The sequence below is a fragment of the Desulfobaculum bizertense DSM 18034 genome, assembly GCF_900167065.1.
Lineage (GTDB): Bacteria > Desulfobacterota > Desulfovibrionia > Desulfovibrionales > Desulfovibrionaceae > Desulfobaculum > Desulfobaculum bizertense.
The window spans coordinates 1-25,072 of sequence record NZ_FUYA01000005.1 but is presented as its reverse complement, the minus strand read 5'-3'; the positions used below and the strand labels follow the sequence as shown (position 1 = coordinate 25,072).

Below are 25,072 nucleotides of genomic sequence, written 5' to 3'. Positions count from 1 at the left end.
CTCCCACTTATGTGAAAACTGTCAAACCCGGTTCAATATGTGTCAACTATAGAGTTTTTATTTGTTCTTTTCAATGTTTTTAAGTACTGAACACGAACCCCACAGGCCCCACAATGTGCGGTACAAGGGGAATTCATAAACAGTGAGCTATCCATAAAACCGGAGTAGAGCCTTGCCTGATTTCCGTCGCTTTTTAAAAGAAAACCGTATGTTCGCCTTTGATGGCGGCATGGGAACGCTTTTGCAGGCCAGAGGCCTTCAGCCGGGGCAATCCCCGGAATCCTTTGGTATTGCGAACCCCGAAGTTGTGATCGGTATTCACCGGGACTACATTCAGGCTGGCGCAAAAGTCGTAACGACCAATACCTTTGGCGGAACGGCATTTAAGCTAGACCCAAGTCTCGACCCTGTCCACTTTAACCGCGAGATGGCCGCCGCTGCCAGAAAGGCAGCTGGAGATCACGCCTTTGTTGCTGGTGATGTTGGTCCTACAGGAAAATTTTGCAAGCCTCTTGGTGAATATGACTTCCGGGAGCTTGTCCAGGCATTCAAGCAGCAGATAACAGGACTGGTGCAGGGAGGGGCTGACCTTATCCTTGTGGAAACTCAGTTTGACCTCGCTGAATGTCGAGCCGCAGTCATTGCCGCTCGTGAGGTCTGTGATCTGCCTGTCGCCGTGTCCATGACGTTTGAAGAGGGTGTCAGCCTGACAGGGACCACACCTCTCACGTATGTTGACACCATGCAGAACCTCGGCGTTGAGCTTATTGGTACCAACTGCTCCGCCGGACCTGAGGGAATGCTCAAAGTTGTTGAGGCAATGCTTCCCCGTCTGCGTACACCGTTTTTTGTTGAGCCAAATGCTGGCCTTCCTGAGCTGGAAGGCGATCAGACCGTTTTCCGGCTTGGACCGGAGGACTTTGCCGAGCAGATTAAGCCACTGGTGGAAGCTGGCGCAAAAGCTGTTGGCGGTTGCTGCGGGACAACGCCAGAGCACATTCGCTGTGCCTGTAGTGTCTTTGCCGATCGTGCATGGAGCCTGCCAGAGGCCCCGGAGCCGAGTTGCCTTGTTGTGACTTCCCGTTCCCAGTCTGTGGCCGTTGCGCCGCACCTGAGCAGCAAAGTTATTGGTGAGCGCATCAATCCGACAGGGAAAAAGGTCCTGACTGCGGAATTGCAGGCGGGGCAGTACACCGAAGCATTTCGTCTTGCCAAAGAGCAGATTGCAAGTGGCGCCCACATCCTTGACGTGAACGTGGGTGCGCCTATGGTCGACGAAACGCAGCTTTTGCCCGATCTGTCGCTTGCTCTTGGCTCTCGTGTTCAGGCACCCTTGTGTCTGGACTCGACAAACATTGACGCCCTTGAGGCCGCGCTGAATGTGTATCCCGGCTCCCCGCTGGTCAATTCCATCAGTGGAGAACCCGGACGCATGCAGAAGCTTGGACCGCTGTGCAAGCATTACGGTGCTCCGTTTATTCTGCTGCCTTTGCTTGGCCGCAAGTTGCCTGTGACGGCTGTAGATCGTCTCAAGGTGATTGAGCAACTCCTTCTTGAAGCTGATGAACTGGGTATCCCCCGTCACCTGATTATGGTGGATGCTTTGGTTCTGACGGTTTCTTCCAAGCCGGAAGCCGCAAAGGCCTGCCTTGAGGTTATTCGTCACTGCCGTGATGAGTGGGGGCTGGCGACTGTGTGTGGTTTGTCGAATATCTCATTTGGCCTGCCTGCCCGTGAGCTGCTGAATGCCTCCTTCCTTGTGATGGGCATGACGCAGGGGCTGTCAGCCTTTATTGCAAACCCCGGTTCTCAGCGCCTGATGGAAAGCCGTGCCTCTTCTGAGGTCCTTTTGGATCGTGATCCGCAGGCTCGTGACTTTGTCGCGAACTATGCAGAGTGGAAGCCCTCTGGTGGTCCTTTGCCGGGGCGCGAAAGCAACATGAATGGCCAAAGGTCCTCTGTTGCCGTGGAAACACCGTCACAGGCTGTTATCACTGGCGCAAAGGATGAAGTTGTCGCACTGGTCAAGGTCGAGCTGGACAAGGGGCGTGACCCTTTTGACATCGTTGACTCTGACCTGATTCCTGCCATCACTGAAGTGGGCGAAAAGTACGAGAAAAAAGAGTACTTCCTGCCGCAGCTTCTCCAGTCTGCCGAAACTATGCAGACGGCTTTTGAGCATCTGCGTCCGCTTTTGGAGTCTGAGGGTGGGGCCAAGGAAAAGACCTGTGTGGTCATGGCAACGGTTGAAGGCGACATTCACGACATCGGCAAGAACATTGTGACGCTGATGTTGCAGAACAATGGCTTTGAGGTCATTGATCTGGGCAAGGATGTCCCGGCCGAGAAGATTGTTGCGACGGCCCGGGAGCATGGCGCTCGGGTTATTGGCCTGTCTGCGCTTATGACGACCACGATGGTCCGCATGGAAGAGACCGTTTCTTTGGTGCGAGAGCAGGGGCTTGACTGCAAGGTTATGGTCGGTGGTGCTGTGGTTACGGAAGAGTATGCAGATCGCATTGGTGCGGATGGGTACTCTCGTGACGCGGTAGAAGCCGTCAAGATTGCAAAGAAACTGAGCCAGCGCGCTTAGAAAAATACTTTGGGCTGGGGAGGGCGTGGTCTCTCCCCGCTTGTTTTGTCCATCTCCCGTTGCGGTCCAGATAAGACTCTGGCCGGGCGATTATTGGCTGCTTCGAATTTTTTCGTGCAGCCTTTTGGCTTTGGGCGAACGGAATTTTTACGCTATATTTGAAGACGTCCTGCGGACCTTTTCTGCAAAAAAAGACGATTCAGGGCAAAGAGCAAAGGAAAATGGAATGGATTTCTACATTCGGAAAGCAAAAATGCAGGATGTTAAAAACATCCATGCGCTGCTTATGGACTGTGCTTCTGCTGGTCAGCTGCTGCCTCGGTCTTTAAATTCTCTCTACTCTCATCTGCGAGATTTTTATGTGCTCGTGGACAAGGAGAGCAAAGAAATTCATGGCTGTTGTGCCCTGACCATTTACTGGGAAAATCTTGCCGAAATTCGTTCGCTTGCAGTAAGCCCAGAACTCAAGAAGCATGGTTTAGGACGAAAACTCGTCGAAGCCTGCCTTTCTGAAGCTGTCACGCTGGGGGTTTACAAGGTCTTCACCCTGACGTATGTCAGCGGCTTTTTCGCCCGCCTTGGATTTGAAGAGGTGGAGAAGGAAGTCCTGCCGCAGAAAATTTGGGCAGATTGTCTTAATTGCCCCAAGTTTCCGGACTGTGATGAAACCGCCATGCTCATCAAAATGTAGAGTGTGGCAACAGTAGATAAGGAAGTCTGAAAAGACTGCAAAACAGAGGGATTCAGGTGAAAGAACTTACCCCCAACATGAAAGTTGTTGTTTCTGCCGAAGAAATTCAAAAGCGCATCGACGAGCTTGGTGCGGAAATTACCGAGCATTTTCAGGGCGAACCCGTGACTGTGGTTTGTGTTCTGAAAGGTGGTTTCCTGTTTTTTGCTGACCTCGTCCGTAGCATTAAGCTCGATCTTGAGTTAGACTTTGTTCGCCTCGCAAGCTACGGAAAAGGCACGGAAAGCGGTGAACTCGTTTTCTCCAAAGACCTCGAGACCAGCATCAAGGGCAAAAACGTTCTGATCGTCGAAGACATTGTCGACACTGGACACTCTATGGACTTCCTGCTCCGTACCCTTGATGAGCGGAATCCCAAGCGTCTTGCTCTTGCTGCTCTTGTCGACAAGCATGAGCGCCGCGAAGCTGACGTGAAAGTCGATTTTTACGGCTTCCACCTCGCCGAAGGCTTTATCATTGGATACGGCATGGATTTTGCTGAAAAATACCGCGAACTGGATGGAATCTACGAGCTTGTGGACTAGCTGACACAGGTTTTTTCTTGCTGACTGCATTGCCCACAACGGGTTGAAAGGAGAGTGTTTCGCATATGGTCATTGAATGCCCGAAGTGTCATACCACCTACAGGTTTACCGAGGAACAGGAAAACTCTGGAGCTAAAGTACGGTGTGCCGTGTGCGAATACGTTTTTGAGCCGGCCTCCAACACTGTTGGGGATGAGGTTCAGGAAGCCCCGGAAGGGACTCCAGTCAAGACAGACGTTGAAAAGGACAGGGCGTTTGAGGAAAAGTTCTCAACAGAGAAAGACACCAAAAGTTCGCTCGACATTGGTGCTACAGAAATTCCATCAGCAAAAAGCAACAAGACCACCGTCTTACTTTTGACACTGATCTTGCTCGTGCTTGTGGCTGGGTTTGGAACCTATTTTCTCGCTCCACAGTTTTTCCCAAGCTCACTCTTTCCTTTCATCGAAAGTTCCGAAACGCAGAAACAGGAAGAATCTGCCGCCGTCATGCAGGAGCGAATCAAGAGTATCTCTCTTGAGGACGTTCGCCAGTACTACGTAGATAATGAAAAAACGGGACGGATTTTTGTCGTCGAAGGGCGTGCCCTGAACAATGGCGAATCAGCCGTTGAGCTGATTAAGGTCGAAGCGAGTCTGTTTGACGCTCAGAATACGGCTCTTGAGACCAAAAGCTTTTTGTGCGGCAACACTCTGTCCCTTTTCCAGCTTCAGATGCTCGGCAAGGAAGACATCATCTCTGCCCTTGATGACAAGGCAGGCATTGGCTCCAACAACGTCAATGTGCGCCCCGGGCAGCAGGTGCCATTTATGGCTGTCTTCTTTTCTCCCTCTGATGCTGTTTCTGAATTTGCGGTTCGCGTTATTTCCGTTCAGGATGTGAATCTGTAGACCCGACCGATTCCGTTCCTTTCTGAATCTTCGGGTCTGCGGATGTGTCATGAAACAGAAACGAATTTTTGTCTGTGCTGAGTGCGGGGGCATTAGCCCCCGTTGGCAGGGACAGTGCCCGCACTGCGGTGCCTGGAACTGCCTGCAGGAAAAAGCCGCTCCAAAGAAAAGCGGCTCATCTCGCCCCGGAGTTGCCTCCGCCCCCCTCCACGCCTTTCGTAATCCCGTCCCCATTTCGGAATATTCCGAGCAGAATGCAACACCGTATAGTTCTGGCCTGTCCGCTCTTGACCGTATTTTAGGCAAAGGCCTTATGCCCGGCGGTGCTATTCTTATGGCAGGTAATCCCGGCATAGGTAAGTCCACGCTCCTTTTGCAGCTCGCAGGGAGTGTTGGCGCCATGGGCCATTCTGCGCTTTATGTTTCCGCTGAGGAATCGCTTGGGCAGGTTCAGGCCCGCGCCAAGCGTTTAGGGCTTTTGTCCGACAACCTTCTTGCGCTGTCGACAACACGTCTGGAAGATGTCCTGAGCATTTTTGATAGCCCTGACTGCCCCGAGATCATGGTGGTGGACTCTGTGCAGACTTTGTCTTCCGAAGGCATTGACGGTATGCCTGGCACCGTAAGTCAGGTGCGTGCTGTATCTACCTCCCTTATTGAACGGGCCAAGGAAACTGGCACGACGTTAGTCTTGGTCGGCCATGTTACAAAAGATGGACAAATTGCCGGGCCAAAGCTCCTTGAGCACATGGTCGACACTGTCCTTTCGCTCGAAGGTGACCGGCAGCATCTTTTTCGCATTTTGCGCGTCATGAAGAACCGTTTTGGTCCCTGTCACGAGCTTCTCGTTTTTGAGATGCTGAGTTCTGGGATGCAGGTCGTTGACGACCCCTCTACCTTTTTCCTTCAGGATCGCGATCCTCATCTTTCCGGGACCTCGCTTGTCATGGCTGCAGATGGCCAGCGTCCTTTTGCCGTCGAAATTCAGGCGCTCGTGAGCAAATCGTTTCTCGCCATTCCCCGGCGTACGGCCTTGGGTTTTGACGCGAACAGGCTGCATCTCTTGCTTGCTGTGCTTGAAAAACGGTTGCACCTTAATTTGTCGCAGGTCGATATTTACGCCAAGATTGGCGGCGGGATGCGCATGACAGACCCCGGGCTTGATGCCGGTATCGTCGCTGCCGTCCTTTCGTCTTTTTATGACAAGCCACTCCCAGAAGCCGCTGTCGTTTGGGGCGAGATCGATCTCAATGGGCAGGTGCGACCCGTTAGCAGCCACGACATCCGCATGAAGCAGGCTCAGCGTCTTGGCTATGGGCCTATTGTTGCCCCCTATGCCGAAGGCTCCGGCGTTCGCACTATTGCAGAGCTACAGAACCGACTCTTTGGCGGTGGGCGAAAGTAATGGGGGCCAGCCCCCAAACCCCTGCGTAAGGGAATGATTCCCTTACGTATCCTCATCGAGTTTGAATTCCATCCACGCTTCGCGTGAATGAAATTCAAACTTGGGTGAGAAGGCGTAAAGAGCTTCTTTCTCTTTCCCATGCGTTGCCACCATTTTCTTTTGAATGCCATATGGCATTCAAAAGAAAGGGTTAGAGTGCAAAGAAAAGAACACACGGGACGCCCACTAGGCCAAAATTAAAGGGCCGGATGTAAGGGAAAGCCAACGGCTTTCACACATCCGGCCCTTTAATTTTGGGCGATAGCGGGATTCCCAAGGGCCTCGTCCTTGGGCGGGGTCAAGGGGCAGCGCCCCTTGCAGGGGTGCGGGGACAGAGTCCCCGCCCAACAAAACATATGCGACGATTATAACACGTCCCATTCCTGCCCAGCGGGGGAGTCCTTAACGGCAATGCCGAGAGCGGCGAGTTCGTCACGAACGGCGTCGGAACGTTCGAAGTCCTTTGCTTTTCTGGCTTCGAGACGCTGGGCCAAAAGTTCTTCAACCTTGCTGAGATCGATGTCCTGACGCTTCACGCGAGTTGCTTTCAACTCCGCGAGAAAGTCAGCAGAGTCCTGCTGAAAGACACCGAGGACTTCGCCCCAGCTGGAGAGAAGCTCAAGTCCCTTGGTCCACAGCTTCTGAGCGCCTTCGGATTTCTTCCAGCTCTTGTTCTCTGCAACGCGTCCCATGAGACGAATGAGGCCGAAAACGTGGCCGAGGGCTGCGGCTGTGTTGATGTCGTCAGCCATTGCCTGATTCCAGTCGGCTTCGAGCTTCTTGAGTTCTTCGACCAACTCGGCGGGCAGCTCTGCTTTGGACCACTTGGCACGCTCAAGAGCAAGCTGTGCGTCCTGCTTTGCAGAGTAGATGCGCTTTAGGTTCTTCTCGGCATCGAGCATGTTCTCAGGGGTGAAATCAATTGGGCTTCTGTAATGCTTGGTCAGCAAAAAGTAGCGCAGGGTTTCAGCCTGATAGCTGTCGAGGATGTCGCGAATTGTGGAGAAGTTGCCAAGAGACTTGGACATTTTCTCAGAGTTGACCTGAACAAAGCCATTGTGCACCCAAAAACGGGCCATGTCCTTTCCGGATGCGGCTTCGGACTGGGCGATTTCATTCTCGTGATGGGGGAAGATAAGGTCCTGACCACCGCCGTGAATGTCGAAGGGCAGAGAGAGCTGCTTGTCGCTCATGGCAGAACACTCAATGTGCCAGCCGGGGCGCCCTTCACCCCAAGGGCTTTTCCACTTGGGTTCGCCGGGCTTTGCAGCTTTCCACAGGGCAAAATCAAGTGGGTCTTCTTTTTCATCGCCGGGCTGAATGCGGGCGCCGGAACGCATGTCGTCAACATCGCGACCAGAGAGCTTGCCGTAGTCATTGAAAGAACGAACGCGGAAATAGACGTCACCGGACTCAGTGGAATAGGCATGGCCCATGTCGATGAGTTTCTGAGTGAGGGCGATCATTTCTTCGATGAATTCTGTTGCACGAGGCTCGATGTCCGCGCGGGTCACATTCAGTCGGTCCATGTCCTCATGGAAAGCGCCGATGAAGCGCTCTGCGAGGGCGTGGGGATCTTCGCCGTTTTCGTTTGCACGGTTGATGATTTTGTCGTCAACGTCGGTGAAGTTGCGGGCAAAGGTAACATTGTATCCAACGTGACGGAGGTAACGCACCAGCACGTCAAAAACGACAGCAGAACGAGCATGTCCAATGTGACAGTAGTCGTAAGCGGTGATGCCACAGGCATACATGCGGACATGGTTATCGTCGAGAGGGGTGAACTCTTCCTTGCTGCGTGTCATTGTGTTGTAGAGCTGCATGTGCTGTACTCCGTTTTCACTCGGTTTATCAAAAATTTGAGTAATATAAGAAGCTTGTCCATCATTATGGGCAAGGGTGTATTGTGCACCAAATGTTTCATCTCGTCAAAGATTGCGAGGGGAAAGCCTTTTTATGCCTGCTGGTTCGCTGGGTACATGGCACTGACACAGGCAACAGCCTTAATGCCTTTTTTTGCACCGGTAAATCCAAGCTTTTCTTCGGTCGTGGCCTTAAAATTCACGTGAGATTTGTCTATGCGCAGCAGGTTCGCCACGTTTTTTTGAATTCGCTCACGGTAGGAGGCGAGTTTTGGACGCTGGGCGATGACGGTCAGGTCTACGTGTGTGATGGTGAGAGCCTTTTTTTCGACTTCCTGTAAGACTTCGTTGACCAGAATGGAAGACTCAATGCCTTCAAATTTTGCGTCAGTATCGGGAAAGTGCTTGCCAATGTCGCCAAGGCCAAGGCAGCCGAGCAGGGCATCTGCAAGAGCGTGGAGGAGAACATCACCGTCGGAATGGGCAATGACTTCAATGTCTGTGTCGACGGGAATCCCACCGAGGCGGAAGGGGCGGCCTGCTCCATAACGATGAACATCATAGCCCCAGCCGACACAGGGAAGCATGGTCTGGGGAGCCTGAGCGTTAAGCATAGACAGGTCCTCGGGGGTTGTAATTTTGATGTTTCCGGCTTCACCGGGAACGATACGCACAGTACCACCTGTCGCTTCAATCATGGATGCGTCGTCCGTGACGGAAAGCTGCTTTTTTTCGCAGGCAAGGTGGGCGCGAATAAGCGCCGCAGTGTCAAATGCCTGTGGAGTCTGGACCGCGCGAAGCTCACTACGGTTGAGCGTCTGGGTGACGGTGTCGTCCTGGTCAATGACTTTGATTGTGTCTGTGACGGGAAGGCCGGGGATGGCAGCTTCTGCACCGTGTTCCAGCGCAGAGATGAGCGCCTGCGCGAGTTTTGCAGAGGCAAAAGGGCGGGCCGAGTCGTGAACAAGGACTTTGCTGCATGCCTTGGGGAGAGCCTGCAGACCTGAAAAAACGGAATCCTGACGACGTGCTCCACCTGCCACACAGAGGCAGGGCATGCTGAGGTCATCGGTAGAACTCAGGCTTTCGACGTCTTTGGTGCAGGCGTCCAGCTCTTCTGGCGGGAAGACAAAGACAAAGCCTTTGATTGCAGGGACGCTTGCCAGCGTCCGTACACTCTTCCAGTAGAGCGGGGCACCTTCGTGATGAAGGAACTGCTTTTTGGTGTCGAGTCCTGCCTGAGCAAGGCGAGAGCCTTGGCCAGCGGCAAGGATAATGGTCCAGACTGACATGATGGTATCCTGCGGAGAAGTGTAAAAAAACGGCGCAAAGGATGAACCTCTGCGCCGTCTGGAAAAAAGGGAGTCGGACGATAAGCCGGGTTTTGTCCCCTTGCGGGTGACTGTCATTCCTCTAGGACCATAGTTACCTGTGGTCTCCAGCAACCTACCCGAAAGCTTCGACCGGGCCGGCCTCAAGCGCTTTCCTATTTGGTCTTGCTTCAAACGGGGGTTACCTAGCCTGCTGTGTTACCACAACAGCTGGTAGGCTCTTACCCCACCTTTTCACCCTTACCAGCCGAGGCTGGCGGTTTGTTTCTGTGGCCCTGTCCGTGGGTCGCCCCACCTGGACGTTATCCAGCGTCTTGCCCTATGAAGCCCGGACTTTCCTCCCCGGCTCAATGAGCCGCGGCGACAGTCTGTCTGACTCCCGAATATATGTGTCAACGCTACGCATGCGCAGCGGACGTTTTATTTGTCGTCTTCTGCTGTCTCAGGAGAAAACTTCTTTCCCCAGTAAATGAGGCGCTGGCAGTTGGGGCAGCTCAAAATCTGCTCACCTTTCTGCAGTTCATTGTATTCCTGCGGAGGAATCATGATGTGACAGCCAGTACACACGGATTCTTCAACCGGAACGATAACCGGGTGAGAAATGCGTGCGCGGATGAACTCGTAACGGCCAAGGATGCGGGGAGGAATAACTTCGCATGCAGCGTTACGTTCTTTCAGAAGCTTGTTCAGGCGTTTTTTGGTGGAAGTGGTGCGCTTTTTCAGGGTCGCAGCAAATTCCTCAACTTCCTTCTGAGACGTGGCGAACTGCTCTTCGAGGCGAATAACAACCTGGTTCTGCTCTTCCATTTCGCCAATGAGGTTGACCTTGTCTTCCTCGCGGGCGCGGTTGATCTTTTCCAGATTATCCATCTCGCGAACAACAGCCTGGTACTCGCGGGTATTGCCTGCGAGCATCATTTTGTCTTTGCTCTTCTGAATTTTTTCTTCGTTGCCTTCAATCTCTTCGCTCAGAACTTTGTTCTGGTGGCTCAGAACCTCAGCGCGATCTTTTGCATTGTCGAGCTGCTGTTTGATGAGGGCATTATTTTCTTCCAGCTCAGAGAGTTCCTTGGGAAGGCTCTCAAGTTCTTTTTCAAGAATGATGATTTCGTCATCGACTTTTTGCAGAACAATGAGCTGTTCAATCTGCTTGAGGTACATACTCAATGGGGTTTCCTCCTCGGCAGTAGCCTTTGGCGGCCGTCTGGCGGCTGCCGTGAATGTATGCAGTCCCCAATAGGGGCTGATGTCAGTAAGAAAGCATATCAGTTCCCGGCGTGAAGAGCGAATGGCTCAGTGCCAGGAATGAAATGCACGCTGATGCCGCTTTCGGACAGAGAGGCAGACAGCTCGTCGGCAAAAATATGGATCATCTTTTCTTCGAGGGAAAAATGTCCGACATCCACGAAGAAGAGAGAGGCATCAAGGGCCTGATGATATTTGACGTCGCCTGTAATGTGAACGTCTGCTCCTGCGGCGCTTGCCGCATCAAGTAGGGATGCTCCAGAACCGGTGCAGTATGACACGGTCTGTATGAACTCGGGATGCGTACGCCCTGTGACCCAAAAGTCACGGGGAACACAGTGTCCAAGCTCTTTGGCAAAGTCGTCCCATGCAAGGGGAGCTGGAAGATCACCAACAAAGCCAAAACCAACGTTGGCATTGTTCGGATCTGTTTGTTCCAGCACACTCAGGTTCAGCAGTCCAAGCTCACGAGCCAGCCAGCCCGCAGGGCCATCTGGCTGTGCATCCAGCGAAGTGTGGCTGGCATAGAGCCACGCGCCGCGAGATAAAACCATTCGGGCAACATCGAGGAACGGGCCGGGAGTATCCAGAAAACGAGGAGACATCGCCAATGGGTGATGCGTCAGAATGCAATCAGCCCCCCAGTCCAGTGCCTCTTGAATGGCATGAGGAGTGGGGTCGAGGGTGACTGCAAGCCGTTTTACTGAATCAACGCTTCCAGCAATCTGAACGCCGCTTTTGTCCCAGGAAGCTGCACCAGAAAGCGGTGCTGTTGCTTCGATGAGGGAGAGAACATCCGTGATATGCATTTGCGCTCCTTCAAAAAAGAAGGCGCTTCCTCACTCAGCGCGGGAGGAAAGCACCTGGCTTGATAATGCGAGTGGCATGTTCAAAAGCGTGCGGTGCGTTCGAGGAAAGACCTCGAAAACGCGCAGAGGAAGTACCAGAGGCTGTATTTTTTTGCAAGAAAATGAGCCAAAGGAGTTTTGAAAAACTTCAGTCTCACGCTCAAGAGCCAAACAGAGCAAATTTATGCCACAGTTTTGGGGTACTGGTCAAGATTGCAAGAGGGGAAATCCTGGAGCAATTGCGCGTGGTTTTGGTCGTGTGAGTTTTTATGCTGAGCGCTAGGTCAAGTCGCGTTCAATACGGTTTCGCCCATTGTGTTTGGCCTGGTACAGCGCCATGTCTGATCTGTGCAAGGCGCTTGCAAGCGTTTCTCCTTTCTGGAGGGTGACGAGCCCTATACTTACGGAAATAAAATGATTGCAGGCTTCTTCTGTTGGAACACACAGCTGGGCAATGCGTTTTCTGATTCGTTCGGCAACGCTAAGCGCACCGTCAGAGTCGGCCTCAACAAGGAGAATTGCGAATTCTTCACCGCCAATGCGTCCAAAAAGATCGTTTTGCCGAAGCTCTTTTGTGCAGTTTTCAGTAAAGAGCTGAAGCGTGCTGTCTCCGGCTTTGTGTCCGTAGATGTCATTAATCGTTTTGAAGTTGTCCAGGTCAAGAAACATGAGTGAAAGGGGAGATCCGTAGCGGTTTGCCCTGTGGATTTCCTCTTCTGCACGAGTCATGAAATGCTTTCGGCATGAAATATTAGTGAGGGAATCTTTTTGGCTCTGTGCCTTGATGGTTTCGTATGCGTTTTGAAGTTCCCTGTTTTTTTGCGTTAGCTCCCGTTGCATTTTGGCCATCTCATTGTTCAGCTTCATGATCTGGAACAAGAATTTTTCTGCATCTCCTGTGCTGGGGGCTGGCAGTGGAAGCTCTTGGGCACATAAGGAGGGATGCGGGATTTTTTCTCGTGCGGATTGAAACGACGACAGAAGAGAAAAAGCGGTACCCTTGTTCTGCATAAGAAAAACATACACAGCGTCTTGGGTCTGGATTCCACACAGGGCATATTCAGGACTGGGCGTGTCCTGAAAAAAACGGATTTTGTCCGCCGTGCTGATGCCAAAAGCGATGCTGTTTTTCCAGAAAGTAAAGAATGCGTATCTGGAAGAGGGGTGGAGAAATTCGACGAATTTTTTCCCTACGGAGTCTTTGAGCTGTTTAATGTCGCAAAAAAGTACACAGGTGATTTCTCCTTTTGAGGAGCACTGAATGCAAGCACATGACTCGTCCATAGTGTCCTTCTTTGGCTCACGCGATGAAGCGCTCCGCAGTTTCGACTGCATGCTGGGCATTGTAGGTCATTGCATCTGCTCCGACCTTTTCGCTCAGATCAGGATTGATAAGAAAGGCAACGCCACCAACAAGCGTCTTCGGCTGTACGGAAAGATCCCGATTGGCAAGCTCGTGAATGAGCGTTTTGGTTTGGGGGACTCCGCGAGACATTGTTACGGAGATGCAGATGATTTCTGGTTCTGTACGCTTAATGGCATTGAGCAGGTCTTTGAGTGGGGTTGCCGCGCCATAAAATGACGTTGTCCAGCCCTCAATTTCAAAGAAATCATTCACCATGCGCAAGCCAAGGTCATGAAGTTCTGAACCAAGACAGCAGCCAAGCATTTTGTGCCCATTACGTTCATTGGTCTGAGTGTAGGAATAGAGCTGGGCCATAAGAAGCTGAATAATGCCTGTACAGTAGTGCTCTGCCGCGACGTCGATTTTGCCAATCTGCCAGAGTCGTCCAATTTCATACATGACGGGCTGGAGTATGTGCAGATAGACATCCTTGATGGAAATTCCAGACTCGAGAGTTTCGAGTACAAGTTTGAAGGCTTTGTCTTTTTGTGCTGTGAGCAGAAGATGAATCAGTGTGTTTGCCAGCTGGGTCAGGTTTTCAGATCCCTGTAATTTCTGTTGCATGAGCTACTCCTATTCCTTCAAGGGGCTAAGAGCTTCGTAAAATGAGATTTCTTCAGAACAGAGCGGGACGAGGTGGTCTAAGTTGTCAATAAGCCACTCGTACATTGCCGCGACGTACTGGGAGAGTTGCGTGTCCAGTTCCGAGAGGATGTAGTTCTCGGCTTCCGGGAACATGGTACTCCAGTATTGGGGCTGAAAGCCCCGGGCAAGGTGGGTTCTGAGGTCCCAGATGGTGTTCTCGACGAATGATTTTGCGTCAAAAAGTTCTGAAATGGCGGAAAGATTGTGAATATGGTGCCGGTGATATGACTCCATAAGGTCAAAGTTCCCCTCGCCAATAAGTGCCTCCAGCTCAGGATGAGCCGCGAGAGATTGACTGAGGCACTGTGCAATGTAGTCGCTTTTTGAAGAAAGAAGCTGTCCCGCGATTGGCGGTGGCGGTGCAAGCTGCTCTGCAGAAAGAATAAGTTGTGATTTTTGCATGGGTGCCTTCCTTTAAAAAAATGAAAACAGAGAGAGTATCCTGTTTAGTATATTTTATTTTGAGCGGTTTTATCAACCTGCAAGGAAGAACTCTGGGTGCTGCTTGGCACTGCGTGTAAAAAAGTTCAAAAGGATGGCGTCGTGTTAGAATTATTTTGGAGGAGAACCCTGCGGAGGCGCGAGAGCTTTTTGAAGTCGTTTTTGTTCTGCGGAAGACATGAGCGGAAGAGCGTGGGCAATTTTCTTCTGGAGGCGTGTGTATTCCTGTTGGGTCTGAACATTGGGAAGCATGTTCAGATACAGGGCCGTCTGGGCTGGCCAGTGTTGGGTAGAGGCATAAAGGAGTTCGAATGCTTCGGATTTTTTTTGAGATGCGGCAAGGCACTGTGCGAGAGTCAGGGTCGCGCTGAGTGTTGGGGCATGGGTGTACGCGTCTTGGGCATAAACCAAAGCCTGTGGCACTGAGCTTGGGATGCTCATCTGGGCTAGTTTGAGCGTTGCGGGCCAGAACTGCGGGTCGATTTTTAGTGCACGCAGAAAGTGGCCGTGAGCTGAATGCCAGTTATTTTCCATGAGGCTGATATCCCCAAGAGCAAAATGGAGTTCGGGCTTGTCTCCTCCAAGTGAAAGAGCATGGCTCAAAAGCGTTGTTGCTTCGTGGGGTTTCCCTGTTTGAGCGAGAAGATAAGCTTTGTGCAGGGAGGGAGGTATCGCTGTTGGAGCGAGCCAAAGTGCTGAAGAGTATGCTTCAAGAGCTTTGGGTATGTTTCCTTTTTTTAGAGCGTGGTTGCCCTGATTGAAGTGGCTGCTCCATGTATCTGGGCGCAGACAAAGCATGGTTTGTAGTTCTGTGTTTGCTGTGTGGAGCTGCTGGGTTTGCTTTGGTGAAAGTCCTGCAATTCCTGTGAGAGCAGACGCCGCTCTTATGCGAACAAGGCGGGTTGGGTCTTTTGCTGCATGAAGAAGCTCCGGAAGAATGTCTTTGGGAGCTGGGTAAAGTTCGAGAGCATGAACTGCGGCAGCACGGACAAGTGGGGAACTGTGCTTCGTAAGCGCCAAAAGAGGTCCCCATTTTTGAGGGTAGGGGCATGAGCGGCTGAGGATTCGAATAAGAGAAGTGAGAGCGACGGGGTCAGAATCAGGAGCTGAAAGGTAGCTCAGCATCTCCTCGAAATGCTCCCAGTTTTGAGCACGTGCATATATAAGGACATGGGCGAGATGCAGACGTTTTTTGATTCGTGTGTTTTTGCCCCAGCGTTCGAGCTGGCGGGATGCCCATTGTGGAGTTTGCTTGGCGTGGCAACTCGTGCAGGCATTGGGAGAGCCGCAGAGCGTTGTGAGCTTTGGCGCAGGTGCGCGCATAGAATGATCGCTGCGGTCCATGCGCGCAAACTGAGTTTTGAGCATGTGGCAGGAAATGCACTGTGGAGAATTTTTTGAGTGAGGGTGATGCGTGTGCTGTTCTGGAGCCTGAACGTATTTTTTGTGGCATGGGGCACAGGCTTGGTTGGGATTATCCTTCTGCCGGAAGCGGCCACTTGATGTATGACAGTGCAGGCATTGGAGCTTTCCTGACTGAACACAGGGAGAAAGGCTCCACGTGGTGTATGTGTAGTTTTCTCCGAGGTCCTGTCCATCAGGATAAAAATCAGGATCTTCCATGCAGACGAGATCAAAGTGGTCATAAAATGCTTCGCCAGGAATATAGCGGGCTGTTAGTGCCATGCTTTTGGCGTGACAACTGGCGCAGGCTTCTGTTTGCCTTTGGGGGGAACTTTGTGTGTTGCCTCCCTTGATTTGGAGGTTTGTCCTAGCGTGTTCAGAGAGACGGCACACGGCATTATGTTCTGATGCTGGTCCATGACAGCTTTCACAGGCAACACCTTGAGCGACCCAGTGTGTCGTGTACGCTTTTTTTTCGAGTGAAAATTGTGTCGTGACATGGCTTGCATGGCAGCGGGAGCAGGACGCATTAAATCGCCAGATTGGGTCTTTCCATGAGACAGGGGAATCTTGCGCGTGGCGAATTCCCGTGAGGGGAATATTGAACCACTCGTGTTGCCGCGTATCAAAACCGAGAGGAAGGGTTTGTAATATCCCTCGTTCTAGCTCAGTAATGAAATAATAAACGTATTTGCCCCCAAGAACATACTTTATGGGATAACGAGCTAAGCGCTTACCGTTTTGCCATTCGCTGATGCACCCTGTTTCGTCGTATATGTACTGAGCATTGCCAACCGGAATTAGACCGTTTTGAGGGCGAAGGTTTTTTGTAGCAAATTCCGGAGTAAAGCTTTGCATTGCTAATGCGTGATGCGATGTGCTCCAAAGCGTATATGCTTTGGAGTGGCATTCTCTACATGTTTTGGCTCCCGCAAACGTGGGTGCTGAGTCTGCGGCCATGACGGGAGACCCAGCACAAAGGGCAGCAAACACAACAAGAAAAACACGCAAGAGCATGAGCGTTTCCTTTTTGTTCAGCGAAAGGTGAGGCTAACGGCCAATTCCATCAGCATCTACAGGAGCTTGCTGTTGCTCTTTGGGAACTGAGCTTACTGGAGGCCACTCCTTGAAGGTCATAAGATGGCGTCGGACAATTTCTTGAATCGGGCCAAAGGTCCACATCTTTTTCCCCATCCAATTCAGGTACATGCCTGATTCGTCCGCAGCTCTTTCAAATGGATCGCGGCGCAGGTTGTATAACAAAGGGGCGTTGAGTTGTTCCTTGGGGCCAGCCCAGCCGTGTCGCTGGACAATAAAGTGTGCCTTCCAGTCGTTGTAACGGACGGCCTGAAGTTGGTCGCGTTCGTAATAAATGATTTCGGTTCTTTTGGAGGCCTGTCCCTGTGTCAGAGTTTCAAGCTGGTTATAACCATCAAGGTGGGCCTTGAACCCTTTGTATCCTTCCTTCATCTTTTTTTTCATGTCCTGAGGACCGCCAGCAGCAGCAACCAGTGTTGGGAAGAAATCCATGCCGTCAAAAATACCATTGTTAATGGTGCCTGCTGGAATTTGTGCGGGCCAGCTGATGAGCATGGGTGCTCGGACGCCGCCTTCCCATGTTGAACCTTTTTCTCCATGGAAAGGGCTCATGCCACCATCGGGCCAGGTCATAATTTCCGGACCGTTGTCAGCAGTAAAAACAACAATGGTATTTTCTTTGATCTTGAGTTCTTCCAAGAGCTGGAGAAGTTCGCCGATATGGTCATCAAGTTCTTTCATGACAACTTCTTGCAGCCCCCAGCCGTTTTGACCGAGCATTGCTTCGTAGTGTGAGGAGAGGTGAGTCCAGACATGGCCGCGGGAAGGACAATACCAGACAAAAAATGGAGTTTCATTCTCAACCGCATCTCGGATGAAACGAAATGCGTGTTTGTTGACTTCGTCATCAAGCGTTTTCATCCGTTCTGGAGGTAGGGGACCATCGTCTTCGATTTTTTGAGTCCCTTTCCCCGTGCTCCAGGAGTGGATAAGATTTCTTGGAGTAAACTTTTTGATTTGTGGGTTTTTGGCCGGCCAGTCTGGATCGATGGTGTATTCCATTGCATTGAGGTGGTAGAGCCATCCCCAGTATTCATCAAAGCCATGCATGGTGGGCAAAAATTCATCGCGATCACCAAGATGGTTTTTTCCAAACTGTCCTGTTGTGTACCCTAATGTTTTGAGAACTTCTGCGAGTGTGGGAGTGTCGGGAGTGAGTCCGACGTAACTTCCTGGCAGGCCAACAGTGTGGAGGCCTGTGCGGACAGGATACTGGCCTGTCAAAAAGGCAGAGCGTCCGGCAGTGCATGAGGGCTGAGCATAGTAGTCTGTGAAAAGCATGCCGTGTTTTGCGATGCTGTCTATGTGTGGGGTTTGGCTACTCATGAGTCCCCTGTGGTAGGCGCTGACATTTGAGACGCCGACGTCATCAGTGAAGATGACAATAATATTGGGGACAGGATCTTTTGCATAAGCGCAAAACGGAATACTGCAAAAAAGCAAAAAGAAAAGAATATATTTTCTCATAAGGTCTTCTCCTTGTGAGATTTTTTGTTTCGTAAATAGAGCCAAAGCCCAACGGAACCAAAAGCGATTTCCAGAAGCGTATAGAGAAAGAGAAGCCAGTGGGGGAAACCATCAATGGAGATGCTGAGAAGTCGTCCGGCTGCGAGGCCAAACATAAAGACAATGAGAGAGACGAGAGCGTGTTGCTGGAGGCGTTTTATAAATGCACCAAGAAGCCAGAGGGCACTCAGGGCAAGGTAGAGGCCCATGATTGCGCGGAAAATATGGCGACCATTGATGTTTTCTATAGAAATTCCAAAGAGCCAGCCAAGGGAGACAGAGGGAATCAGACCATAAGAGAGTGCAATAGGAGTAAGGCCTGCGGCCGCAAGGATGAGAAATTTTGATGTGTTGTCCATGCGTTTCCTCGTTTTTTTTAATAGTGGCTCATAGCATAGCATAACGAGGATTTTTGGGGAAGACAGGGAGGTTTCTGGGCCGTGGTCTTGCGTCAAAATGCAGCAAAAAGGGTCCGCAGAATTCTTGTCAATTTTGCGGACCCTTTGCGGTCAATGGTGGGCCAGGTAGGATTCGAACCTACGACCATCCGGTTATGAGAATCTTTTTTTTGGGGGCGGTAGATGTGCAGGGAAGAAAGTTCTTTTATTTGATATACTTATATTGAAATTGAGTAAAGCCCCGGCCTCAAAAAAAGGCCCAAGTTCGATAAAAGATAGCACGGAAAGTAGCAGTGAAAGAAAAAGAGACAGAGATCCAAAAAGGTAGGGTGAAAACGCGTTTTCCGGGGGTGTATTCCCGTATGTCCACGAAACGCCGATACGCAGGCCGACCAGATGTCGCATTTGATATTGTGTACTCCCTTGGCCGCTCCAAGAAGTGGGAAATGGTCGGCTGGAAGAGCGAAGGTGTGAATGCACAGTATGCTTCAAAGCTTCGTTCCGAGCGGGTGCTGGAGATCCGACAGAAAGGCTCCATTGCCTCATTAAGAAGTCTGACGCTGGATGACGCATTCGAGACCTATCGGGCAAATCATCTTGTTACGACGAAAAGTGAAGCCCGGATTGTGAGCATGTACAAAGCGAGCGTTCAAAAGACCTTTGGGGGGCGCAAGCTTCACCAGATCACAACCTTTGATCTCCAGCGTTTTGCTACCTCGCTCACGGGCAAGCGTGCCCCGGCGACTATTCGCCATTATTTAAGCATTATCCGAAGCGTCTATAACAAAATGATCGTCTGGGGGCTGTATGCGGGCAAGGTCCCAACCTATGGCGTTGTCGTTCCTTATATAGATAATGAACGCGACAGGTTCCTCTCACGGGAAGAGGCAAAGGTCCTTTTGGATGAGCTGCGGAGTCGGAGTGAAGACACGTACCGCGTCGCGCTGCTCTCGCTGAATACTGGAATGCGTGCAGGGGAAATATTTAAGCTGAAGGGCGAGGATGTCGACCTTGAGGACGGGACGATTCGCATCCGGGACCCCAAGAACCGGAAGTCTCGGATTGCGTATATGTCGGATGCGGTGAAGACGATGCTTGAAAAGCTGGAACTGCGCAGAGGACGCTATGTGTTTCCGGCCCGTGGTGGCGGAAAACGGGTCTGGGTTCCTGCAACCTTCGACAGGGCCGTTGAGCACCTTGGGCTGAACCGGGGAGTGAAGGACGCGCGGGATCGGATTGTCTTTCATTCGCTGCGGCATACCTTCGCGGCGTGGCTCGCATCGGAAGGCGTCCCGCTGTATACGATCTCCAAGCTGCTCGGACACTCAACGATCAAGATGACAGAGCGCTACGCAAAGTTGATGCCCAAGGCCAAAAAGGAAGCCATTGATCTTTTGAATAACGTGGTGTCGCTGGAGTAGGCTTACCGCCTAAAGAGACTCAAATCCTAAGTAGTCGCTTGGATCTCGAGCTTCGCCATTCAGTTCTTTCCAGAAGTCCATAAAGCGGATAAAGCCCGTGCGGAATTTTTGCCGGAGATAGAAGGCAAGCTGGTACAGATCTTCTTCAAGACCTGAATCGTCGTCAGGGGTAGGTTTCTGAGCGACGGCTTCGTAAAGGTATTTTGTCGTTTTGTGTGTGGAGTTGTCGACAACCCATATTTCAAAGGAACGATTCAGATCAAGATCGGTCAGATATCCGCCAAGGATAGCAGCATTCCACCAGAGGCCTTGCCATACTCCACCCCCGGATGGCTTGCTAGGCTTTCGATATGCGCCTCTTTTTTCGAGGGTATTCTGATTTTGGATGAGGGTTGTGTAGAAACGATTCTTGGTGAAAGACTCAGGGGTCTTGCCGAAAGTATAGACATAGAACTGTCCATAGCTGAATTGAAAATTGAGATTGCAGAGTTTGCGCCTGAGTTTTTCGTCAGACCAGTGGTGCTCGTAAGAATCGTTGGCGAGGGTATAAACGAGATCTGTATAGGGACTGTAGATAACTTGAGTCAAAGGCCCACGCTGGAGCACATGAGGAACAAAGGTATGTCCTGCAATCGTAATGGGGTTTGTGATCTCGTTTTCGAATGGTGCGATTTCATTAGCCCTGAGGGTAGCGGCTGAGCTGGAGAGCAAGAATAACGAGGCCATGAAAATGATGGGGAATTTTCGCATGGAGTCTCTCTTTTGGGCTTAGATAGTGAAATGTGCTTCACCTTTGCCCAAGTGGTTTTGCAGGTCTTTTCGAAGCCTTTCGTCAAGATGACCGCTAAGGTGCATAAAGCCTACGCGAAATTTGTGGCGGAGTTTAAAAGCAAGTTGATACAGCGCTTCAAAGCGGCCTGTTCTTTGGGGTTCGAGTGTGGGACCGCTTGCTTCATAAAGGTATTTCGTGGCCTTGCCCGTTTCTCTGTCCATGATCCACAATTGAAAAGACTGGTCGAGGTCGAGGTCGGTCATGGCTGTGCCAAGAAGTGTTTTGTTCCACCAAAGTCCTTGGCCGAATCCTTTCTGGAGAGGACCTGCGGCGTTTTTCCAGCGTGTTACGTGCAGTTCAATGGCATCATTTCCCTGAATGAGAGCTGCAAAGACGCGTTGCCCTGCAACAGATTCAGGAGTTGAACCGTGGGCATAAACGTAGAAGATTCCATAGTTGAACAAAAAGTTAAGCTCACACAGCTCACGCCTTAGCCGTTCGTCGGGCCAGTGGTCTTTCTCTGCTTTCTTTGTCGCTCTCTGAACTAATGATGTGTAGGATCTGTAATGTACTTGAGCTATGAGTTCACGCTGGAGGACATGAGGAACAAAGGTATGTCCTGCAATCGTGATGGGGCCTGAGATCTCGTTTTCGAATGGTGCGATTTCATTCGCCCTGAGGGGGGCGGCCAAGTTGAGGCTCAAGAAGAACGCGACCAAGAAGGTGAGGAGAAGTTTTCGCATGGAGTCTCTCTTTTGGGGCTTGCAAAGGAACTTGAAGTGTGGAAGCCCGTCGATATTGTGCTAGAGGCAAGAGCGGGTAATGTCTTGGGAAAAATGACTTTATTGCTTCTGTATTTTGAAGAAGCTGTACCATATGATGGGCGCTAATGAAAACACGTAGCGAGCGTAGGAATAAGCCCGTAAGAGAAGGAAATTATGCCAAATAAGGTTTTTATTGCGACGAGTTTGGATGGATATATCGCTGACCGAAACGGTGGGCTTGATTTTCTTGAGACAGTTCCCAACCCAGAAGGGCTTGATTTGGGGTTTGTCCCACTTATGAAGAGTGTGGACGCCTTGCTCATGGGGCGAAAGACTCTGGACGCCGTACTCAGCTTTGATGTGCCGTGGCCGTACTCTAAGCCTGTGTTTGTGCTCAGCTCGACGATGAAGGCGGTTCCGGAAGCTCTTGCCGGGAAATTAGAAATAGTCTCTGGGGATGTTCGGGATGTGGTGAACGATTTGAACGCCCGGGGATTCAAGAAGCTTTATGTGGACGGCGGCACGTTGATCCAAAGCCTTTTGGCCGAGGATTTGATTGATGATCTCATCGTGTCGCAGATCCCTGTGCTACTTGGGGGCGGCGTTCCGTTGTTCGGCGCGCTTTCCAAGCACCTTGAATTTGAGCTGGTCAAAAGCGAGGTCTTTTTAGACGCGATTGTCCAGTCTCACTACAGGCGGAAACGATAAGAAACGAAAAAGCCATGTCCCTCATTTGCGAAGGGCATGGCTTTTTTCTGTATGAACCTTGGGCATACTCTATCTATTGTACACTTTGACTTGGCACTGCCGAATAAAAGCGACAATCCCTTCGTGCGAGTACAGGCAGGCCGCACCTATTTTATAATACTCTGGCGGTTCTCCGCTGTTTCTTCGGCGGCTCAGCGTGTTGGCCCGGATGCCATACAGCTCAAAGACTTCGCTCGCTGTGAGCATCTTCTTCCGTGAAAGCTCTTCAAGCCGAGCAGGTCGGGAGAAGCTCTTTTCAATGGCTTTGGTCATGATTTTGGAGAGGCGAGTGGTGTTGATGTTCGCCTGATTCTCTTGATCAAAGTGATCCTGAATAAGCTTTTCGAGCTTCTCCGCATGGAGAAACGCGTCGCTTATCGCCTGCTTAATATCCTCATTCCCGTGTATCTTCATGTTTGTTCCTCGTGGTGCTGGCGTCCTGGCATTCGGTTTCACACGTGGTGAACCTGTATCCACATTCCTTGCAGATCCGCCTGCGAACTATCTTGTATTCATTCGTCTTTGTGCGGCGAACAAACGTCACTCCCTCGCATTCTGGGCAAGCAAACATGTTTGACCTCGTGGCTATCCGTGAAGGTGTTTCCAACCAAAGATTCGAATATGCTCTTCGGTGCGCATTTTTTTGTGTGAAACAAGCCATTCAAAGGTCTTTGCCTACTTGCCGGGCGTACCGCGGACTTTTGGCTACGGCCTAGGTTCAGCCTGTTTGATGAAGAGACGATAGCCGAGAATCGGCCGTAATGCAATATCTGGAGGGCCGATTCTCGGCGAATAATTGAGTAAAAAAAATAATTGAACTTTTTATGAAAAATAAAAAATTTGATAAAAGGTAATATTTTTAGTGAGAAAGCTCAGTGCCGGAAATGTAAGATTTGATAAAAAGGCAAAGAGAAGATGAGTACAACAAGTCTAACTCATTAAAGAAAAGCCTGATAGATTTAAAAAGTCCCCACGAGGTCCATGACGTCTTGGAATTTAGAGATAAAGGGTGCTATTGAGTTTCGCTCGACATTTGATCTGAATCTCTAAATCTTAGCGTAAATGGAGTTTTTTGATGTTGGACCCCATTTTGGAGTTGTTGCGAGTTGCGTCTGCAATGGAAATGTTGTCGAAGCTTAAGAAAGGCTCTGAAGGGAAAGCGCTTTGTGAAGAGCTACTGGGGGAATATTTGAAGAGGATCGCCCAAGATTTAGAGGGAAAAGAAACTTGGGCGGCACAAATAAAAATGATGCAGGCGCAAATGACTGAAGCACCTGTTGAAAAGAAGTCGTGACCTAATAGGGAACTAAGATTCTATCTTTGTTCCCTATTTTTCTGCCTTAAGTCGCTGTTCTACAGTGAAACACAGCTCTGGGTAGGTTTTGCCCAAGACTTCAGCCATTCGCCACGCCTCTCCTACGGTCAGCCTTTGGGGGCGGCCTGTTGCCGAAAATGCGTTTCGCATGCGTCGCCATTTGACAACGGAACCATCGGTCTCTCCGAAGGTCTTTTTGGCAAAATCTGTATGATTCATACCACTTAGAATAACCATTTCGGTTATCACTTCGATAAATTTTCTTTCAAAATCTAAACCTGTCTTCATATTTATATCTATAGGCTATTTTTACTCTAGCTAAAAGAGCCGAAATTCCCCTTGCTAAAACCGCCGATAAATGTCTAGCATAAAGGCATGAAAACAATCCGGTTTGCAAAACAGCTTGAATTACTCCGTGAGGAGTACCGAAGCCAGCGAGCAATTGCGAGGCTCTGTGGATATTCCGTCTCAGGTTGGAAAACCGCGAGAAGGGGATCTAATCAGAGAGTTCGAGCAGTTGTTCGGCTGGCTTTTATTGTGCTCTGTCTACGCCGAAAGAACTGCGAGCTGAAAAAGCGACTCTGTGAGTTGGAAACGCTGCGTACTCAAGCTGTGCAGTAGAATTTGTTGTATGGGAAAAGTCTTTCCCAGTTGTTTTCGTAAGTAAATGATAACGTTCAGAGATTTTACCGTGGGGGCAGTCATGACAATAGGGCACACATTTATCGAAACGCTAAAGAATGCCGTGTGCGAGAGCTTAGGTGCTCAGGCTGCCGCCGATTGCCTTGGCAAGTCGTATTCCTCTCTCATGAGCGAGTTCAACGAGAATATTCCAACTCATAAGCTTGGAGTTTGCGATGCCCTGAAGCTTATTGAATTGAGTGATTCCGAAGCTTCGCGGGAGCAGTTGGCTCGGGCTATGGGTGGTGTGTTCGTCCGGGTGCCGGATGCAAACTGCTTGGACCACAAGGCAAGCCAAACTCAGGCCCTCGTAGCTGTTCAGGATTTGGGCGTGGCGATTGGTGAATACAACAAGGCAATTGATGACATGGTTATTACTGAACAGGAGTTTCGGACTGTAGAAAAGGAGGTCTATCAGGCTATTACCGCTATTCAGAGTTTTTTGTTCGCTGTTCGTAGCGAGACACGATTCTGTAGCTAACCACATGGACCGGGCACCGGTTAGGGATAACGAAAAACGTAAGAGCCATCACTGCAAAAAAGTCCCGGTCCACCAACTCTTCGGAGTCTCAAGAGGCCAGCTCCTTCATACTGATCCTGAGGCGCGATAGGCGGGAGTTTAACCCTTGCTCCCGCCGCCTCTTGAGACCCCGACCCCCCAAATGGAGGCCACATGCAAATCCCACTCATTTCTCTTCGCGAGTACGAGCGACACGTGCTTCGGCTCCTGGGTGAAATGGCTGATCACCCGGACGCTACAAGAGGCACGAGGGATATTTTGCATGTGGCCTCACTTGGTATTCGCCGGGCCGTTGAAAAAGCTGCTCAAGCCAAGCAGTCGCCCGCCGGGGTCTTGATGCGCATCAATCGCGAACTCAAGCGGTAGATGCTTTTATTTTCGTCTTTTTTTCCGGCACTGGGTCAGGTTAGCCCCCCGATCCCCCCACAGGAAGAGTGCCGACCAAAAATCCAAAGAGCCTGAATCGC

The 25,072-nt window shown here is 50.8% G+C and carries 24 protein-coding genes, 1 other RNA gene and 1 pseudogene; 10 read left to right on the top strand and 16 right to left on the bottom strand.

Annotated features, from left to right (window positions below; all coding sequences use genetic code 11):
• Nucleotides 1-172: 172 nt before the first annotated feature.
• The 5 genes from B5D23_RS08315 to radA all read left to right on the top strand — a co-directional run bounded on the left by B5D23_RS08315 (nt 173) and on the right by radA (nt 6,163).
• Entirely contained in the window at nt 173-2,593 is a 2,421-nt protein-coding gene (locus B5D23_RS08315) for a homocysteine S-methyltransferase family protein (RefSeq protein WP_078684974.1), read from the top strand.
• A 226-nt stretch (nt 2,594-2,819) separates the two neighbouring features.
• Nucleotides 2,820-3,284, top strand: a complete 465-nt coding sequence (locus B5D23_RS08310; protein ID WP_078685194.1) for an N-acetyltransferase — start codon at nt 2,820-2,822, stop codon at nt 3,282-3,284.
• A gap of 77 nt (nt 3,285-3,361) precedes the next feature.
• Complete coding sequence (hpt, locus tag B5D23_RS08305) at nt 3,362-3,868, top strand: hypoxanthine phosphoribosyltransferase (RefSeq protein WP_078685193.1); 507 nt, start codon at nt 3,362-3,364, stop codon at nt 3,866-3,868.
• A gap of 65 nt (nt 3,869-3,933) precedes the next feature.
• A complete protein-coding gene (locus B5D23_RS08300; RefSeq protein ID WP_078684973.1) occupies nt 3,934-4,758 on the top strand; it encodes a zinc-ribbon and DUF3426 domain-containing protein in 825 nt (274 codons plus the stop codon).
• A 49-nt stretch (nt 4,759-4,807) separates the two neighbouring features.
• The gene (gene radA, locus B5D23_RS08295) at nt 4,808-6,163 is read left to right on the top strand and encodes a DNA repair protein RadA (RefSeq protein ID WP_078684972.1); all 1,356 of its coding nucleotides are present in this window, start codon (nt 4,808-4,810) and stop codon (nt 6,161-6,163) included.
• A gap of 404 nt (nt 6,164-6,567) precedes the next feature.
• Here the strand turns inward: radA and cysS are convergent, their stop codons facing one another.
• The 12 genes and pseudogenes from cysS to B5D23_RS08235 all read right to left on the bottom strand — a co-directional run bounded on the left by cysS (nt 6,568) and on the right by B5D23_RS08235 (nt 18,346).
• Complete coding sequence (cysS, locus tag B5D23_RS08290) at nt 6,568-8,025, bottom strand: cysteine--tRNA ligase (protein ID WP_078684971.1); 1,458 nt, start codon at nt 8,023-8,025, stop codon at nt 6,568-6,570.
• A gap of 131 nt (nt 8,026-8,156) precedes the next feature.
• On the bottom strand, nt 8,157-9,356 hold the full coding sequence (gene ispD, locus B5D23_RS08285) for a 2-C-methyl-D-erythritol 4-phosphate cytidylyltransferase (protein WP_078684970.1): 1,200 nt from the start codon (nt 9,354-9,356) through the stop codon (nt 8,157-8,159).
• 65 nt (nt 9,357-9,421) lie between these two features.
• An RNA gene (gene rnpB, locus B5D23_RS08280) (RNase P RNA component class A) lies at nt 9,422-9,775 on the bottom strand.
• Between the two features lie 40 nt (nt 9,776-9,815).
• Complete coding sequence (locus B5D23_RS08275) at nt 9,816-10,556, bottom strand: zinc ribbon domain-containing protein (protein WP_078684969.1); 741 nt, start codon at nt 10,554-10,556, stop codon at nt 9,816-9,818.
• Nucleotides 10,557-10,660: 104 nt separating this feature from the next.
• Complete coding sequence (locus B5D23_RS08270) at nt 10,661-11,449, bottom strand: Nif3-like dinuclear metal center hexameric protein (protein ID WP_078684968.1); 789 nt, start codon at nt 11,447-11,449, stop codon at nt 10,661-10,663.
• A 318-nt stretch (nt 11,450-11,767) separates the two neighbouring features.
• Nucleotides 11,768-12,772 (bottom strand): GGDEF domain-containing protein, encoded by a 1,005-nt coding sequence (locus B5D23_RS08260; RefSeq protein WP_159445956.1) that lies wholly within the window; start codon nt 12,770-12,772, stop codon nt 11,768-11,770.
• Between the two features lie 16 nt (nt 12,773-12,788).
• A complete protein-coding gene (locus B5D23_RS08255; protein WP_078684965.1) occupies nt 12,789-13,457 on the bottom strand; it encodes a cobalamin B12-binding domain-containing protein in 669 nt (222 codons plus the stop codon).
• A gap of 9 nt (nt 13,458-13,466) precedes the next feature.
• Nucleotides 13,467-13,940 carry a hypothetical protein gene (locus tag B5D23_RS08250; RefSeq protein WP_078684964.1) on the bottom strand — a complete coding sequence of 158 codons (474 nt, stop codon included), beginning with the start codon at nt 13,938-13,940 and terminating at the stop codon, nt 13,467-13,469.
• A 150-nt stretch (nt 13,941-14,090) separates the two neighbouring features.
• Nucleotides 14,091-15,665 carry a HEAT repeat domain-containing protein gene (locus tag B5D23_RS08245; RefSeq protein WP_234985077.1) on the bottom strand — a complete coding sequence of 525 codons (1,575 nt, stop codon included), beginning with the start codon at nt 15,663-15,665 and terminating at the stop codon, nt 14,091-14,093.
• Nucleotides 15,666-15,809: 144 nt separating this feature from the next.
• Nucleotides 15,810-16,343, bottom strand: a pseudogene (locus B5D23_RS15345) (multiheme c-type cytochrome); the annotation flags it as partial.
• Nucleotides 16,344-16,433: 90 nt separating this feature from the next.
• A complete protein-coding gene (locus tag B5D23_RS08240) occupies nt 16,434-17,948 on the bottom strand; it encodes an arylsulfatase (RefSeq protein WP_078684962.1) in 1,515 nt (504 codons plus the stop codon).
• Nucleotides 17,945-18,346, bottom strand: a complete 402-nt coding sequence (locus B5D23_RS08235; RefSeq protein ID WP_078684961.1) for a DUF4345 domain-containing protein — start codon at nt 18,344-18,346, stop codon at nt 17,945-17,947. Before B5D23_RS08235 ends, B5D23_RS08240 begins: the two co-directional genes overlap by 4 nt.
• A 401-nt stretch (nt 18,347-18,747) precedes the next feature.
• Here B5D23_RS08235 and B5D23_RS08230 point away from each other — a divergent pair, with 401 nt between their 5' ends.
• Entirely contained in the window at nt 18,748-19,806 is a 1,059-nt protein-coding gene (locus tag B5D23_RS08230; RefSeq protein ID WP_144012591.1) for a tyrosine-type recombinase/integrase, read from the top strand.
• Nucleotides 19,807-19,815: 9 nt separating this feature from the next.
• Here the strand turns inward: B5D23_RS08230 and B5D23_RS08225 are convergent, their stop codons facing one another.
• Together B5D23_RS08225 and B5D23_RS08220 are read right to left on the bottom strand one after the other, a co-directional pair.
• The gene (locus B5D23_RS08225) at nt 19,816-20,556 is read right to left on the bottom strand and encodes a hypothetical protein (protein WP_078684959.1); all 741 of its coding nucleotides are present in this window, start codon (nt 20,554-20,556) and stop codon (nt 19,816-19,818) included.
• An 18-nt stretch (nt 20,557-20,574) separates the two neighbouring features.
• On the bottom strand, nt 20,575-21,321 hold the full coding sequence (locus B5D23_RS08220) for a hypothetical protein (RefSeq protein ID WP_078684958.1): 747 nt from the start codon (nt 21,319-21,321) through the stop codon (nt 20,575-20,577).
• 195 nt (nt 21,322-21,516) lie between these two features.
• On the opposite strand from B5D23_RS08220, the gene B5D23_RS08215 reads away from it, so the two are divergent.
• Complete coding sequence (locus tag B5D23_RS08215; protein ID WP_078684957.1) at nt 21,517-22,050, top strand: dihydrofolate reductase family protein; 534 nt, start codon at nt 21,517-21,519, stop codon at nt 22,048-22,050.
• A 69-nt stretch (nt 22,051-22,119) separates the two neighbouring features.
• On the opposite strand, the gene B5D23_RS08210 is transcribed toward B5D23_RS08215, so the two are convergent.
• Nucleotides 22,120-22,503, bottom strand: coding sequence for a MerR family transcriptional regulator (locus tag B5D23_RS08210; protein ID WP_078684956.1), 384 nt, complete (start codon nt 22,501-22,503; stop codon nt 22,120-22,122).
• Between the two features lie 661 nt (nt 22,504-23,164).
• Here B5D23_RS08210 and B5D23_RS08205 point away from each other — a divergent pair.
• Nucleotides 23,165-23,383: a hypothetical protein gene (locus B5D23_RS08205; protein ID WP_078684955.1), complete on the top strand. Its 219-nt coding sequence runs from the start codon at nt 23,165-23,167 to the stop codon at nt 23,381-23,383.
• A gap of 33 nt (nt 23,384-23,416) precedes the next feature.
• Here the strand turns inward: B5D23_RS08205 and B5D23_RS08200 are convergent, their stop codons facing one another.
• Nucleotides 23,417-23,692, bottom strand: coding sequence for a hypothetical protein (locus tag B5D23_RS08200; protein ID WP_078684954.1), 276 nt, complete (start codon nt 23,690-23,692; stop codon nt 23,417-23,419).
• A gap of 415 nt (nt 23,693-24,107) precedes the next feature.
• Here B5D23_RS08200 and B5D23_RS08195 point away from each other — a divergent pair, with 415 nt between their 5' ends.
• Both B5D23_RS08195 and B5D23_RS08190 read left to right on the top strand, forming a co-directional pair.
• Nucleotides 24,108-24,566, top strand: a complete 459-nt coding sequence (locus tag B5D23_RS08195; RefSeq protein ID WP_078684953.1) for a phage regulatory CII family protein — start codon at nt 24,108-24,110, stop codon at nt 24,564-24,566.
• Nucleotides 24,567-24,758: 192 nt separating this feature from the next.
• A complete protein-coding gene (locus B5D23_RS08190) occupies nt 24,759-24,971 on the top strand; it encodes a hypothetical protein (RefSeq protein ID WP_078684307.1) in 213 nt (70 codons plus the stop codon).
• Nucleotides 24,972-25,072: the final 101 nt, after the last annotated feature.